A 15,133-nucleotide genomic window follows, 5' to 3' on the forward strand; every position below is an offset into this window, starting at 1 on the left:
CACACGATTTATCATTTTTGCAAAATTTAGCTCATTGCGTTTTGCAGCTTTTTCATTGCTGACTTTTCTAGCTGGCGTACACGCTCTGCCGACACGCTATATTTCTCAGCTAAATCTTGTAGCGTTGCCTTTTCGTCAGCAAGCCAGCGTGCACTTACGATATCTTGAGAACGCTCATCAAGCGTTTTCAGTGCTGCAAATAGGCGATTATGTGACTGCTCTTGCCACTGCTCTTGCTCAACTTCTTCGGCAAGGTCACTACTTGTGTCTGTTAAATACTGTACTGGAGAGAAGTTACCCGCTTGGCTTTCGTCATCATCAGCAGATAGGTCAAAGCCCATATCTTGGCCTGCCATACGCGATTCCATCTCGCGAACTTCTTTCTCACTTACACCAAGCTCGTTTGCAACCGTTGTCACTTCGTCTTGGTTAAACCAACCTAAACGCTTTTTATTTTTGCGCAGATTGAAGAATAATTTACGCTGCGCTTTTGTCGTCGCAACTTTAACAATACGCCAGTTCTTTAATACATATTCATGGATTTCTGCTTTAATCCAATGTACCGCAAAAGAAACAAGGCGCACACCCACGCTTGGGTCAAAACGCTTTACTGCCTTCATCAATCCAATATTACCTTCTTGGATCAAGTCAGCCTGAGGTAGGCCATAGCCTGAATAACTTTTTGCGATGTGAGCAACAAATCTCAAATGAGACATAATGAGCTGCTTAGCCGCGTTAAGATCCCCTTCTTCCTGAAGACGTGTCGCAAGTTTTCTCTCTTCCTCAGCGCCAAGCATAGGTATTGTGCTTACAGATTGAAGGTAACCTTCAACACTTGCGCTCTGCTGCCCAGTTAGTGCTAATGCGTATAAATCTTTAGTCATGTTTCACCTCAGTGATAAACCGTTTCGTGTATATTTAGCACTCTAACATCTAGAGTGCTAAATGCAATCTACTTTATCTGATTTTTAAAATCAACCTTTTTAGAAGAACTTCGAAAATAAAATATAACCTACTGAATAATATTAAAAATATTGAATTAACTAGGCTTCTTTTTACGATATTATTTTTTTATGACAGTGCTAAATTTAAATAGTTCTGATTGTTTGAGTGCTAAAACCTGATAGTAATTGGCAACCGACTGCTACACTTTAGCAGTCGGTTGGTGTTTGTAGCGTTAAATCATACCTTTTCAGGTTCAATCTCTTTGATATAACGGTGTACAGAAAGAAAAGAGCCTACAAACCCTAAAGTAATCGCAGTGCCAAGTAGCACTAAAAGTTCATTCCCTGCCATTCCCTGAAGCACAAAGTTGCTTTGATATACCCCAACAACTGTAGATACAGCTGACTCCAGCCACCACAACATAAGGCCAACACAGATAAAGGCAACCAAACCACCGACTATGCCATACCATACACCAGTCCAAAGAAACGGAGCCTGAATAAAGGTATTGGTCGCTCCCACCAGTTTTAGCACTTGGATTTCTTCTTTCTTGTCCATGATGGATAAGCGTATGGTATTTCCAATAATCAAGATAACGGCGCTAAGCAATAGAAACCCCACGGTGATCACACTTTCTTTTAGTAATCCCAGTAGTGCATTTAGGCGCTCTAGCCATTCAATATCCAGCTTACCAAACTCAACCTCTCGTTCTTTTTCAAGTTTAGTGAGAAGCTCTGTTGCGGCTTGTGGTTTTCTAAAACGACTAACAGGCGTTACTAGCACAACATTAGGCAGCGGGTTTTCTTCTAAATAGTTAAGCGCCTGACCAAAGCCAGACATAGACTTAAATTCATCCAAAGCTTGGCTTTTACTTATCAGTACTACTTTTTCTATTTCTGGATAGAGTGCAAGCCGCTTCACCAAGGTTTGTGTCTGTGCCTCTGTCATTTCGTCTTTAACAAACAATGATATTTCAGATGCCTCTTTAAACCCGCTACTTACCTGCTGTACATTTTTCACTACCACATAAAGCGTCGCTGGCAATGTCAGGCTGAGTCCCAAAACTAGAATAGTCATTAAAGAGGCCATTGGCGTACGCCACATTTCCCCAAGGCTCTGTACACCTTGACGAATAATCATCAAACAAAAAAAGTAAAAATGATGAAATACCGACTTTTTACTCTGTTCAGCCTGATTTCCTCGTCCTTTAAACAGCAAACTCATAGCGTGTCCTCCGCTAGCGGATCTTGTAGCATGCGTCCTTGATTAAGCGTGAAGCTACGGTATTTCATACGTGCTATTAACCCCAAATCATGAGTAGCGATAAGAACGGATGTACCACGGCGATTAAATTCTTCAAATAGGTTCAGAATTTCCATCGATAGTTCTGGGTCTAAGTTCCCCGTAGGTTCGTCTGCAAGCAGCAAAGGCGGCGAGTTAACAATCGCTCTTGCTATGCCAACACGTTGCTGTTCACCTCCAGATAACACACTCGGATGGCACTTTGCTTTATCAAGCAAACCCACCTTGTCCAGAGCGGCATGTACTCTTTTGGTGATCTGTTTATGGTGAGTACCTTCAATAACTAAAGGTAGTGCGACGTTATCAAATACGCTGTAACGTTCGAGTAGGCGGTGGTTTTGAAAAATAATCCCAATATCTCGGCGAACGAAAGGAACCTGCCGGTTAGATACCGTATTGAGATCGACACCATTAATGTAGACACGGCCTGCTGATGGCCTTTCCATCACGCTAACCAACTTTAATAATGTACTTTTACCAGCGCCACTGTGGCCGGTTAAAAATGCGAGTTCTCCATTTGCAAGTTCAAAGCTCACTTTTTCCAGCGCTTTGTGCCCACCAGGATAAGTTTTGCTCACCTGCTCAAATTTAATCATGTTGGCCTCTTATACTTATTTTAACCATGACACTCAGTCCGTGGCATTGTAGCAATTCGGCAATCGAATAAAGCGGGCAAATTTGCCCGCTTTATTGCAACTGATGTCTCTATTTATTCTTGACTGAACAATGCCTCGATAAAGTCATCACTCTTAAAGGTGCGTAAGTCATCAATGCCTTCACCTACACCTATATATCGAATTGGTACCTTAAACTGATCCGCCACAGCAAAGATAACCCCACCTTTGGCTGTACCATCAAGCTTAGTTAACGTGATACCAGTTAAGCCAACCGCTTGATTAAACAGTTTTACCTGACTAATCGCATTCTGACCAGTTCCGGCATCAATCGTCAACATCACTTCATGTGGCGCATCAGGGTCTAACTTTTTCATTACTCGAGCTATCTTCTCAAGCTCTTGCATTAGGTTATCTTTATTTTGTAATCGACCCGCTGTATCCGCTATTAATACATCGATATTTCTCGCTTTAGCGGCTTGGAAGGCATCAAATACCACCGACGCAGAATCAGCACCTGTGTGTTGGGCAACAACGGGGATACTGTTTCTTTCACCCCATACCTGCAACTGCTCTACCGCAGCCGCGCGGAAAGTATCGCCAGCCGCCAACATGACGGATTTACCTTCGCTTTGAAACTGTTTGGCAAGCTTACCGATTGTTGTCGTTTTACCAACGCCATTTACGCCAACCATTAAGATAACAAAAGGTTTCTTATCGACAGGGATCTCAAGCGGTTGCTCTGCGGTATTTAAGATCTCTGACATTTCTTTTTTCATTAGATCATATAAAGCTTCACCGTCTTTTAACTGCTTTCTATCAGCAGCATCAGTCAGGTTATCTATCAGCTTCATCGTGGTTTCAACACCAATATCAGCCGTTAGCAATTGCGTTTCTAGATCTTCGAACAACTCATCATCGATTTTCTTGCCTTTGAATACCGAAGCAAAGCCTGAGCCGATATTGGCCTTGGTTTTCAACAAGCCTTTTTTAAGACGGGAGAAGAAACCTTCTTTTTTCGGCTTTTCTTGTTCTTGAGCTAATTGTGCCTGACGCTCTGCTTCCTCACGCTCAGCTTGTTCTTTCGCTAGTTGTGCCTGACGTTCTGCTTCCTCACGCTCGGCTTGCTCTTTAGCCAATTGTGCCTGACGTTCTGCTTCCTCACGCTCGGCTTGTTCTTGAGCTATTTTTGCTTGGCGTTCCGCTTCTTCACGCTCAGCTTGCTCTTTGGCTAACTGTTCTTGGCGTTCTGCTTCTTCACGCTCGGCTTGCTCTTTAGCCAATTGCGCCTGACGTTCCGCTTCCTCACGTTCAGCTTGTTCTTTCGCTAATTGTGCCTGACGCTCTGCCTCCTCACGCTCAGCTTGTTCTTTCGCTAATTGCGCCTGACGTTCTGCTTCTTCACGCTCAGCTTGTTCTTTCGCTAGTTGTGCCTGACGTTCTGCTTCTTCACGCTCAGCTTGTTCTTTCGCAAGTTGTGCCTGACGTTCTGCTTCTTCACGCTCAGCTTGCTCTTTGGCTAACTGTTCTTGGCGTTCTGCTTCTTCACGCTCGGCTTGTTCTTTTGCAAGTTGTGCCTGACGTTCTGCTTCCTCACGCTCGGCTTGCTCTTTAGCCAATTGTGCCTGACGTTCTGCTTCCTCAAGCTCGGCTTGTTCTTTAGCAAATTGTGCCTGGCGTTCTGCTTCCTCACGCTCTGCTTGTTCTTTCGCAAGTTGTGCTTGACGTTCGGCCTCTTCACGCTCAGCTTGATCTTTAGCTAATTGCGCCTGACGTTCTGCTTCTTCACGCTCAGCCTGTTCTTTCGCTAGTTGTGCCTGACGTTCTGCTTCCTCACGCTCAGCTTGTTCTTTCGCTAGTTGTGCCTGACGTTCTGCCTCTTCACGCTCAGCTTGCTTTTTCGCTAATTGCGCCTGACGTTCTGCTTCCTCACGCTCAGCTTGTTCTTTTGCTTGTTGCGCCTGACGTTCCGCTTCTTCACGCTCAGCTTGTTTTTTAGCTAATTGCGCCTGACGTTCTGCTTCCTCACGCTCAGCTTGTTCTTTCGCTAGTTGTGCCTGACGTTCCGCTTCTTCACGCTCAGCTCGTTCTGTTGCTTGTTGCGCCTGACGCTCAGCCTCTTCACGCTCTGCTTGCTCTTGAGCTAATTTTGCTTGGCGTTCTGCTTCCTCACGCTCAGCTTGTTCTTTTGCTAACTGTTCTTGGCGTTCAGCTTCTTGTTGCTCTTTATCGGATTTACCAAAGCCCAACCAAGATAAAAATTTGTTTTTCTTTCCCATATTCACTTATGACCGTGTTAGATAAATTGCATAAACCCAAAGCAAAATGTTAATGATCTTGCTACCATACTCGAAAACGCCAATCCGCATCAGCTTATTGCTTTTACTTGGATTGATATCACACTTAATTTTGGGCTCGAAAGGCAAGCCGAGGATGGCAACCTTAGTGCTTAGACAAAATTGCGTGCAAGTGTACCATGTTCCGTAAGGATGAAAAATCCTGACACCAAGAACCTTTAATAAAGAAGCAAATTACGTCGCTATGAGAAAATCTAAGCCCAAGTCAAATACCAAACAGTCTGGTTTCATCCGCCTGATAAGTGGTAAGCATAAAGGTCGCAAGTTACCTGTTCATGATGTTGTGGGATTAAGACCAACAACAGATAGAATGAAAGAAACCGTTTTTAATTGGCTCATGCAGGACGTAAGAGACGCAAAAGTACTCGATTGCTTTGCTGGTGCTGGCAGTCTAGGATTTGAGGCTATTTCACGCTTCGCTGCAAGCGGGACCTTTATCGAACTGGATAAAACCGCGGCGATGCAGCTTAGCAATAATGCAACTTTACTCAAACTGGATAACGTTGAAATCATTAATACCGACGCGTTAACCATGCTGGCAAATAACCTTAAGCAACAGCAATATGACTTGGTTTTTATTGACCCACCCTTTCGCAAAGGGCTTGTGACTCCTTGTTGTGATTTACTTGAGACACAATCTTGGCTCAGCGAAGACGCACTCATCTATGTTGAATTTGAACAAGAAGCACAACCTGAAACACCAGAAAATTGGCAAGTGATTAAAGAAAAGCATGCAGGACAAGTGATCTGCCGCCTTTATCAGCGCTGAAATTCCCTCATAAAGAATGAAAAAACAGCCGCTAGCGTATGACATGACAGGGCTGGTGTTTTTAGCTATAATTTAGGCTTTACATGCGGTCTTGCTTCAGATTACAATACCGCACCATTTTTGAACCAATTGGCTAGTTTTTAGCCAGATAGAGCTAAGCTCATTAATTAGGTAGGTGAATTTTTAATGCCAGTAATTAAAGTAAGAGAAAACGAGCCGTTTGACGTTGCACTACGTCGTTTCAAACGTTCATGTGAAAAAGCAGGTATCCTTTCTGAAGTTCGTCGTCGCGAGCACTACGAGAAGCCAACTGCTGAGCGTAAGCGCAAAAAAGCTGCAGCGGTTAAGCGTCACATGAAGAAGCTTTCTCGCGAAAACGCACGTCGCGTTAAATTATACTAATCAGTATTGGTCTTGTATCAATGAGCTTATTAGTTACGCTAAAAGACGCGCAAAAAGAAGCGATGAAAGCCAAAGAGAAACTTCGTCTTGGCGCGATTCGTGCGGTACTTGCTGAAATTAAACAGCGAGAAATCGACAACCAAACTACACTAGACGACGCAGGTATTACTGCGGTTTTAGTTAAGTTGGTTAAGCAGCGTCGCGATTCTTATACCCAGTATAAAGATGCAGGGCGTGAAGACTTAGCTGATATCGAAGCTAACGAAATTAGCGTACTTGAGACATTCCTTCCTAAGCCACTTAGCGAAGATGAAATTGTCGAGCTAATTGATGCCGTGATTGCACAAACTGGTGCGTCAGGCATGCAAGACATGGGCAAAGTAATGGGTGCGATTAAAGCAGAAGCTGAAGGTCGTGCTGATATGGGTAAAGTCTCTGGTTTAATTAAGCAAAGACTTACCGCTTAAGCCCACATACAATTGTATGATTGATAAGTGAACCGAGCCTAGTGCTCGGTTTCTTCGTTTTAGGCGTCATGCGCATCAATGCAGCGCTAATAAGATACCTTAATTGAATTAAGTTGATTTTTTCTCGTTGCTACTTGATATAATGCGCTCACTCACTAGTACAACTTCGGAACTTAAATGAAAGGCAAAATCCCTAGACAGTTTATTGATGACTTGCTCGCAAGAGCGGACATTGTCGAGCTCATAGACGGTCGTGTGGGATTAAAAAAAGCAGGAAAAGACTATCAAGCCTGCTGTCCATTTCACAATGAAAAAACGCCTTCATTTACCGTGTCGCGTGATAAACAGTTTTATCATTGCTTCGGATGTGGTGCTAATGGCAACGCTATTTCCTTTTTAATGGAATACGACAAGCTTGAGTTTGTTGATGCCATTGAGGAACTAGCCGCCCTATTAAACTTAGAAGTACCACGCGAAAACGCCCCACAAGGGCCGCAGCGTTCAATGGAAGAAAAAAAGTCTGACTATGACTTAATGCTCCAAGCCGCTAAGTTTTACCAGCATCAGTTAAAACACCATAGCAATGCCACTCAAGTAATTGACTACGTAAAAGGCCGCGGCCTGAGTGGCGAAACTGTACAAAAGTTTATGATTGGTTATGCACCACCTGAGTGGGAGTCATTGTGTAATCAAATAGCCCGCAAGCCTGAGCACAAACAACAGCTGCTTGATTTAAAGTTAGCATCAGAAAAGTCAGCTGGCCGCCAATTTGACTTCTTCCGCGATCGCTTGATGTTCCCTATTCGTGATAAACGTGGTCGTGTCATCGCATTTGGCGGAAGGATAATGGGTGCAGATCAAGGCCCTAAATATCTAAACTCGCCCGAAACACGCATTTTCCATAAAAGTTTCGAACTTTATGGTTTTTATGAAGCTAAACAAGCCCATAAGCAATTAGATAAAGTGTTGATTGTGGAAGGCTATATGGACGTCGTTGCCCTAGCAGAAAAAGGCATTGATTACGCCGTTGCCGCATTAGGCACTGCAACCACCGCTGAACACATGCAAACTTTGTTTCGTAATACCGACAGAGTGATCTGCTGCTACGACGGTGACAGAGCTGGCCGCGATGCTGCTTGGCGTGCGCTTGACCACGCTTTACCTAACTTAAAAGACGGTAAGTCTCTACAGTTTGTCTTTTTACCTGATGGTGAAGATCCAGACTCATTGGTACAGCAAGAAGGCAAAGATGCCTTTGAAGCACGGCTAGAAACAGCAAGCGATTATACGCAAGTATTGTTTACCAAATTACGTGAGCAATGCGACCTTACAAATGATGCAGGCAAATCCAAGCTGCTTACCGATGCCATTCCACTGATCAGCAAAATACCCAGTGACTACTACCAAGAGAGTTTATTAACGACCTTAGCCAGGTTAATTGGTCGTACTCGTGAGCAACTTAGTGCTAAATTGGCAAGTAACAAACAGCAGAATAAAATTGAGCGCCAATTTAAAGTCACGCCGATGCGTCGAGCGATTGGCTTACTGCTCCAACATCCACAGCTTGCGCAAACGGTTGAGTATATGCCTGAACTCGGTGAAATGGCGATCCCAGGTATTCAACTGCTGCTGAGCTTACAAATGTTATGTCACGATAATCCGCAAATAAACACAGCACAGTTACTTGAACATTATCGCGATCAGGCTGAATTCGACGCCTTGAAAAAGCTTGCGGTGTGGCAACATGGCGTTGCTGAAGATAGGCTAGAAGACGAATTTAAAAATACTTTTCAATTTATTGAAGATCAGTGTTTAAATTATCGCCTAGAGACCCTATTAATAAAGGAGAAAACCGAAGGCCTAACAAATGATGAGCGGCTAGAATGCGCACTCCTTACCCAAGCGCTTAAACAGTAGAAGTTCTAGTCAATAGCAATTTTCGGTGCTATAATGTTCTATTCACTGCGTCATCAAAATTTAGCTGTTAAATAGCTGGCGCCTGTTGTATCAACTTTTCAGAGTGGAAGCAAATTTCTCTATGGATCAATCTCCTCAGTCACAACTCAAACTTCTGATTCAGAAAGGTAAAGAGCAAGGTTATTTAACTTTTGCAGAAGTTAACGATCATCTTCCACAAGACATCATAGACTCAGATCAGGTAGAAGATATCATCAGCATGATCAACGATATGGGTATTCAGGTCTCTGAAAATGCGCCTGATGCTGATGAGTTGATGATGCAAGAAACAACAACAGATGAGGATGCTGCAGAAGCAGCGGCTGCGGCTTTAGCAACAGTAGAAAAAGAAATTGGCCGCACAACTGACCCTGTTCGTATGTATATGCGTGAAATGGGTACGGTAGAACTTCTAACTCGTGAAGGCGAAATCCAAATCGCTAAGCGTATTGAAGAAGGGATCAACCAAGTACAGATTTCTGTTGCAGAATACCCTGAAGCTATTACTTACCTGCTAGAGCAATGGGACAAGTACGAAGCAGAAGAAATGCGCCTAAGCGACATTGTTTCTGGTTTCTTTGATCCTAATGCTATCGAGGAAGACGAAGCACCAATTTCAGCAACACACATCGGTTCTGAGCTAAGTGATGAAGACTTAGATGACGAAGATGATGATGAAGATGATGACGATGATGACTCAGAAGAAGGCGATTCAGGTCCAGATCCTGAAGAAGCTCGTGAGCATTTTGAACAACTTCGTACGCTGTACAATAAAGCGCGAGAAATTTTTGAAAGTAAAGGTCGCTCGCACCCAGATGCGAAAGCTGCAATTCAGGAAATCGGCGATCACTTCCGTACTTTCAAGTTAGTTCCTAAGCAATTCGATCGCATGGTAAACAACATGCGCGACATGATGGATAAAGTGCGTGTTCAAGAACGCATCATCATGAAGCAAGCAGTTCAGATTGCTAAGGTTCCAAAAAAGGTTTTCGTTAAGCACTTTGCTAACAATGAAACCGATACCGCATGGATCGATGCTGAAATTGCATCAGGTGAAAAACACTCAGCAAAACTTGCTGAAGTAAAACCTGAAATCGAGCGTTGTGTTAACAAGCTTAAAGCGTTTGAAGATAGCACAGGTCTTAGCATTGAGCGTATTAAAGACATCAACCGTCGCATGAGTATTGGTGAAGCAAAAGCTCGCCGTGCGAAGAAAGAAATGGTTGAAGCGAACTTACGTCTTGTAATTTCAATCGCTAAAAAGTATACCAACCGTGGTCTGCAGTTCTTGGATCTGATCCAAGAAGGTAACATCGGTCTGATGAAAGCGGTTGATAAATTTGAATACCGTCGTGGTTATAAGTTTTCAACATACGCAACGTGGTGGATCCGTCAGGCGATCACGCGCTCGATTGCGGATCAGGCAAGAACTATCCGTATCCCAGTGCATATGATTGAAACAATCAACAAGCTAAATCGTATCTCTCGTCAAATGCTACAGGAAATGGGCCGTGAGCCAAGTCCTGAAGAGTTAGCAGAGCGTATGATGATGCCTGAAGACAAGATCCGCAAAGTGTTAAAAATCGCCAAAGAGCCAATCTCAATGGAGACGCCAATTGGTGATGATGAAGATTCACATCTTGGTGACTTTATCGAAGACACTACTATCGAGTCGCCGATTGATTCAGCAACGATGGAAAGTCTTCGTGGCGCGACCAACGAAGTACTGGCAGGCCTTACCGCTCGTGAAGCTAAAGTACTACGTATGCGTTTCGGTATCGATATGAATACAGACCACACGTTAGAAGAAGTGGGTAAACAGTTTGATGTAACACGTGAGCGTATTCGTCAGATTGAAGCTAAAGCGTTACGTAAGCTGCGCCACCCTTCTCGCTCAGATCTATTAAAGAGCTTTTTAGACGTTAAGGGCTAAAAAGTAGCAAATAAGATTAAGGCCGCTATTCAGCGGCCTTTTTTATATTAATTGGATTAAATAGGTATACACACATGGCTTGGATCCAAATCCGAATTTATTCAGATAAAGCCGATGCCGATGCGTTAAGCGATATGCTTATGGATGTCGGTTGTCCGTCTGTCACATTCATGGATAGTAAAAACAATCCCGTTTACGAACCAAAACCCGGCGAAGTCATCTTATGGCCCGAGACAACGGTGATCGGTTTATTTGAAGCGAATCATGATATGCAAGCAGTTGTTGACTTTGTCCAATCACAATATGACAAGCCGTTAAACTACAAGCTTGAACAGCTAGAAGACAAAGACTGGGAACGCGAGTGGATGGATAATTTCCACCCAATTAAGTTTGGCGAGAGATTATGGATTTGCCCAAGCTGGCGTGATGTGCCAGATCCCAATGCCGTCAATGTGCTACTGGATCCTGGTCTTGCATTTGGTACTGGTACCCATGCCACAACCGCACTTTGCCTGCAATGGCTAGAACAACAAGATCTCAGTGGCAAAACGGTCGTTGATTTTGGCTGTGGCTCTGGGATTTTAGGCATCGCAGCAATCAAATTAGGCGCTGAGCGTGTGATTGGTATTGATATCGATCCACAAGCGCTTATCGCAAGCCGCGATAATGCCGAGCGTAATGGCGTTGCAGATAAGCTAGAAGTGTACTTACCTGAAAATCAGCCACAATTCAGTGCTGATATCGTTGTTGCTAATATTCTTGCACAGCCGCTGAGAGAGCTACACGAAATCATTCTCGGCTTCTTGGGCGACAAAGGTGCCATCGCCATGTCTGGGATTTTAGAAGAGCAAGCGCAATCTGTTGCGGATGTTTATGCGCCATTTTTAAAGCTAGACAACATTGCTCAACAGGGTGAATGGACGCGCGTCAGCGGTGTGAAAAAATAAGGCTGCTAACGTCACGCTGACAAAAGTATCAGCGAGTCAATGAAAGTTAGTAAGTTTTAACTGGTAAAGCCTGTAATTAACAGGCTTTACGCATTTTTCACAGCTTAAATTTTCGGCTCAAATTGTACCTTTAAAATTGTTTTTGCATAAATTTCGTGCAAATTATCTGGGCTCTCAGGTTGTTATCAAATGTCAACCCATAAAGTTCAAAAAAAAAGCAATTATGTTCAATTTATAACCTTTGATTTTTGCGAAAAAAACCGTAAACTTAGCGCCCCTTGAGGTAAGGCGGATTAAACTGTAGTGCGTATTGGTCCATACCAACTTGAAAACAATCTTATCGTAGCACCAATGGCTGGGATCACCGACAGACCGTTTCGACAACTGTGTCGACGTCTAGGTGCTGGGCTTGCGGTATCAGAAATGTTGTCTTCAAATCCAAAAGTGTGGAAAACCGATAAGTCGCAAAATCGCATGGATCACAGCGGTGAATCGGGCATTCGCTCGGTACAAATCGCAGGAGCAGATCCTGAGTTGATGGCGCAAGCAGCACAATTTAATGTCGCAAACGGTGCGCAGATCATAGATATCAATATGGGCTGCCCCGCTAAGAAAGTGAACAAGAAGCTTGCAGGCTCAGCATTGTTGCAATATCCAGAGTTGGTTGACGAAATCGTAACCGCTGTGGTTGCTGCCGTTGACGTACCTGTGTCGTTAAAAATCCGTACAGGATGGGACACAGACAATCGTAACGGTGTTGAGATTGCTCGCATAGCTGAACGTCGAGGCATTGCTTCGCTAGCCGTGCATGGCCGTACAAGAGCATGTATGTATAAGGGCGAAGCTGAATACGCCACGATCAGAGAAATTAAACGTTCAGTATCTATTCCTGTGGTAGCAAACGGTGACATTACGTCTCCTGAAAAAGCGAAACAGGTGCTGGAATACACGGGCGCAGATGCCATTATGATTGGTCGAGCCGCCCAAGGTCGTCCTTGGATTTTCCGAGAAATAGACCACTATTTGCAAACCGGTGAACATTTGCCAGAACCTGAAATAGCAGAGGTTCGAGCAATATTGATGGAGCACTTAGTAAATCTTCATCAATTCTATGGTGAGCCAATGGGAGCGCGCATCGCACGCAAGCATGTATCTTGGTATTTGCAAGCCCATGACCAAGAAGGTCAATTTAGGCGAGTATTCAATGCCTTGGAGACGCCAGAAGCGCAAATCGAGGCATTAGAAGACTATTTTGAAACATTAGGGTGAATGAATTTATTCATCCTTCAGGCTAACTAAGAAAGAGACATAACGATGTTCGAACAAAATGTGACTTCTCCATTTATTACTAACGCTCATGTTCAGTCACAAGAGAAACCGCAACCTTTGCGCGATGCAGTTAAAAAAGCTGTACATCACTACCTAAAGCAGCTTAATGGTCAAGACGTACAAGACGTTTATGAGTTAGTTCTTTCTGAGCTTGAAGCACCTCTACTTGAAGAGGTTATGACTTATACTCGTGGTAACCAGACTCGTGCAGCGATCCTTTTAGGCATCAACCGTGGCACACTTCGCAAGAAGCTAAAAAAATACGGCATGAACTAAGCACTGCTGGTAAAATTTAGTTGATAAAAAAGCACCTTCGGGTGCTTTTTTATTGTTTAAAATTCAGCAGCTAGCGGACATTTATCCTTTTCATATCGCACTTTTCTCATGTTTATCTCGCCTTTTAACATCGTCATCTTAACAATAATGCGCTAAAATACTGGCTTTCTAAGTTAGCCCTTAACTAATCATTGAGGAAACCTGAACCATCATGGATATACATCGTCCAATTCGTCGCGCCCTACTAAGCGTGTCAGATAAAACCGGTATCGTTGAATTCGCCACAGCACTTGCAGCTCAAGGCGTAGAAATTTTATCAACTGGCGGTACTTGCAAACTACTTGCAGACAACGGCATTAAAGTAACAGAAGTATCTGATTACACTGGCCACCCAGAAATCATGGATGGTCGCGTTAAAACGCTTCACCCAAAAGTGCACGGCGGTATCTTAGGACGTCGCGGTCAAGACGAAGACGTCATGACTGAAAACAATATTTCAGCAATCGATATGGTAGTAGTCAACTTATACCCCTTCGCACAAACTGTTGCGAAAGCTGACTGTAGCCTAGAAGATGCAATCGAAAATATCGATATTGGTGGTCCAACTATGGTTCGTGCTGCGGCTAAGAACCACAAAGACGTGACCATTGTTGTAAATGCGAATGACTACAGCCGTGTCATTGAAGAAATGAAGGCGAACTCTGGCTCTACAACATACAAGACACGTTTCGACCTTGCTATTGCGGCCTACGAGCATACCGCTCAGTATGACGGCATGATTGCCAACTACTTCGGTAAAATGGTTCCGGATTATACGGAAGAAGCAGCAGAGGAAACCAAATTCCCTCGCACTATCAATATGCAATTCACCAAGAAGCAAGATATGCGCTACGGTGAAAACTCACATCAAGACGCTGCTTTCTATGTTGAAAACAACATTGAAGAAGCATCCGTCGCGACGGCTAAACAACTTCAAGGTAAAGCGCTGTCTTATAACAATATCGCTGATACCGATGCTGCACTTGAGTGTGTTAAAGAGTTTGATAAGCCGGCTTGTGTTATCGTAAAACACGCAAACCCTTGTGGTGTTGCGGTAGATGAAAACATTCTTGCCGCCTATGACCGCGCGTTTAAGACCGACCCAACTTCTGCCTTCGGTGGTATCATCGCCTTTAACCGAGAGCTAGACGGCGACACGGCGGAAGCCATCGTAGCGCGTCAGTTTGTTGAAGTTATCATCGCACCTAGCGTATCAGAAGAAGCCGCACAAATCGTTGCTGCGAAGCAAAATGTACGTTTACTAGAATGTGGTCAGTGGTCAAACAAAACCACAGGTACTGATATTAAACGTGTTAATGGCGGTATCTTAGTACAAGATCGTGACCAAGGTATGGTTGGTTTGGACGACCTTAAGGTGGTTTCAAAACGTCAACCTACAGAGCAAGAACTAAAAGATCTACTGTTCTGCTGGAAAGTCGCTAAATTTGTTAAGTCCAACGCGATTGTTTACGCCCGTGATGGTATGACTATTGGTGTGGGCGCAGGCCAAATGAGCCGCGTATACTCTGCAAAAATCGCAGGGATCAAAGCCGCAGACGAGAACCTAGAAGTTCCAGGTTCTGTGATGGCTTCTGATGCGTTCTTCCCATTCCGTGATGGTATTGACGCCGCTGCAGCTGCGGGTATCACTGCGGTTATCCAGCCGGGTGGTTCAATGCGTGATGAAGAGGTGATTGCCGCCGCTGATGAAGCGGGAATGGCAATGGTGTTTACCGGCATGCGCCACTTCCGCCATTAATCAATAAAGCGCGAAACTTATGAGTTTCGCGCTTTTTG

The 15,133-nt window shown here is 44.0% G+C and carries 13 protein-coding genes; 9 read left to right on the top strand and 4 right to left on the bottom strand.

Features of this window, described 5'->3' with window-relative positions; genetic code table 11:
- Positions 1-26: 26 nt before the first annotated feature.
- The 4 genes from rpoH to ftsY all read right to left on the bottom strand — a co-directional run bounded on the left by rpoH (position 27) and on the right by ftsY (position 5,140).
- On the bottom strand, positions 27-884 hold the full coding sequence (rpoH, locus tag EXT47_RS15610) for an RNA polymerase sigma factor RpoH (RefSeq protein WP_039493011.1): 858 nt from the start codon (positions 882-884) through the stop codon (positions 27-29).
- A 298-nt stretch (positions 885-1,182) separates the two neighbouring features.
- Positions 1,183-2,169, bottom strand: a complete 987-nt coding sequence (ftsX, locus tag EXT47_RS15615; RefSeq protein ID WP_039493009.1) for a permease-like cell division protein FtsX — start codon at positions 2,167-2,169, stop codon at positions 1,183-1,185.
- Positions 2,166-2,843, bottom strand: coding sequence for a cell division ATP-binding protein FtsE (gene ftsE, locus EXT47_RS15620; protein WP_017218471.1), 678 nt, complete (start codon positions 2,841-2,843; stop codon positions 2,166-2,168). Before ftsE ends, ftsX begins: the two co-directional genes overlap by 4 nt.
- Positions 2,844-2,956: 113 nt before the next feature.
- On the bottom strand, positions 2,957-5,140 hold the full coding sequence (ftsY, locus tag EXT47_RS15625; RefSeq protein WP_130127014.1) for a signal recognition particle-docking protein FtsY: 2,184 nt from the start codon (positions 5,138-5,140) through the stop codon (positions 2,957-2,959).
- Between the two features lie 262 nt (positions 5,141-5,402).
- On the opposite strand from ftsY, the gene rsmD reads away from it, so the two are divergent.
- The 9 genes from rsmD (at position 5,403) to purH (ending at position 15,095) form a co-directional block, all read left to right on the top strand.
- Complete coding sequence (rsmD, locus tag EXT47_RS15630; protein WP_045990366.1) at positions 5,403-5,987, top strand: 16S rRNA (guanine(966)-N(2))-methyltransferase RsmD; 585 nt, start codon at positions 5,403-5,405, stop codon at positions 5,985-5,987.
- Between the two features lie 186 nt (positions 5,988-6,173).
- The gene (gene rpsU, locus EXT47_RS15635) at positions 6,174-6,389 is read left to right on the top strand and encodes a 30S ribosomal protein S21 (RefSeq protein WP_010362466.1); all 216 of its coding nucleotides are present in this window, start codon (positions 6,174-6,176) and stop codon (positions 6,387-6,389) included.
- A 20-nt stretch (positions 6,390-6,409) separates the two neighbouring features.
- Entirely contained in the window at positions 6,410-6,856 is a 447-nt protein-coding gene (locus EXT47_RS15640; protein WP_010374111.1) for a GatB/YqeY domain-containing protein, read from the top strand.
- Positions 6,857-7,033: 177 nt separating this feature from the next.
- Positions 7,034-8,773 (top strand): DNA primase, encoded by a 1,740-nt coding sequence (dnaG, locus tag EXT47_RS15645; RefSeq protein ID WP_017218469.1) that lies wholly within the window; start codon positions 7,034-7,036, stop codon positions 8,771-8,773.
- Positions 8,774-8,894: 121 nt separating this feature from the next.
- A complete protein-coding gene (gene rpoD, locus EXT47_RS15650) occupies positions 8,895-10,745 on the top strand; it encodes an RNA polymerase sigma factor RpoD (RefSeq protein WP_010374116.1) in 1,851 nt (616 codons plus the stop codon).
- 74 nt (positions 10,746-10,819) lie between these two features.
- On the top strand, positions 10,820-11,692 hold the full coding sequence (prmA, locus tag EXT47_RS15655; protein WP_010607189.1) for a 50S ribosomal protein L11 methyltransferase: 873 nt from the start codon (positions 10,820-10,822) through the stop codon (positions 11,690-11,692).
- A gap of 303 nt (positions 11,693-11,995) precedes the next feature.
- Complete coding sequence (gene dusB / locus EXT47_RS15660) at positions 11,996-12,961, top strand: tRNA dihydrouridine synthase DusB (RefSeq protein ID WP_010374120.1); 966 nt, start codon at positions 11,996-11,998, stop codon at positions 12,959-12,961.
- A 45-nt stretch (positions 12,962-13,006) separates the two neighbouring features.
- Complete coding sequence (gene fis / locus EXT47_RS15665; RefSeq protein WP_010374122.1) at positions 13,007-13,297, top strand: DNA-binding transcriptional regulator Fis; 291 nt, start codon at positions 13,007-13,009, stop codon at positions 13,295-13,297.
- Positions 13,298-13,508: 211 nt separating this feature from the next.
- Entirely contained in the window at positions 13,509-15,095 is a 1,587-nt protein-coding gene (gene purH / locus EXT47_RS15670; RefSeq protein ID WP_039492703.1) for a bifunctional phosphoribosylaminoimidazolecarboxamide formyltransferase/IMP cyclohydrolase, read from the top strand.
- Positions 15,096-15,133: the final 38 nt, after the last annotated feature.

Origin of the sequence: Pseudoalteromonas sp. CO342X (assembly GCF_004208915.1) — a bacterium.
Lineage (GTDB): Bacteria > Pseudomonadota > Gammaproteobacteria > Enterobacterales > Alteromonadaceae > Pseudoalteromonas > Pseudoalteromonas maricaloris.

Coding starts and splice junctions, on each gene's coding strand:
- dnaG (WP_017218469.1), top strand. CDS start 7,034: ATGAAAGGCAAAATCCCTAGACAGTTTATTGATGACTTGCTCGCAAGA.
- rpoH (WP_039493011.1), bottom strand. CDS start 884: ATGACTAAAGATTTATACGCATTAGCACTAACTGGGCAGCAGAGCGCA.
- EXT47_RS15640 (WP_010374111.1), top strand. CDS start 6,410: ATGAGCTTATTAGTTACGCTAAAAGACGCGCAAAAAGAAGCGATGAAA.
- purH (WP_039492703.1), top strand. CDS start 13,509: ATGGATATACATCGTCCAATTCGTCGCGCCCTACTAAGCGTGTCAGAT.
- rpsU (WP_010362466.1), top strand. CDS start 6,174: ATGCCAGTAATTAAAGTAAGAGAAAACGAGCCGTTTGACGTTGCACTA.
- ftsE (WP_017218471.1), bottom strand. CDS start 2,843: ATGATTAAATTTGAGCAGGTGAGCAAAACTTATCCTGGTGGGCACAAA.
- ftsX (WP_039493009.1), bottom strand. CDS start 2,169: ATGAGTTTGCTGTTTAAAGGACGAGGAAATCAGGCTGAACAGAGTAAA.
- fis (WP_010374122.1), top strand. CDS start 13,007: ATGTTCGAACAAAATGTGACTTCTCCATTTATTACTAACGCTCATGTT.
- ftsY (WP_130127014.1), bottom strand. CDS start 5,140: ATGGGAAAGAAAAACAAATTTTTATCTTGGTTGGGCTTTGGTAAATCC.
- rsmD (WP_045990366.1), top strand. CDS start 5,403: ATGAGAAAATCTAAGCCCAAGTCAAATACCAAACAGTCTGGTTTCATC.
- rpoD (WP_010374116.1), top strand. CDS start 8,895: ATGGATCAATCTCCTCAGTCACAACTCAAACTTCTGATTCAGAAAGGT.
- prmA (WP_010607189.1), top strand. CDS start 10,820: ATGGCTTGGATCCAAATCCGAATTTATTCAGATAAAGCCGATGCCGAT.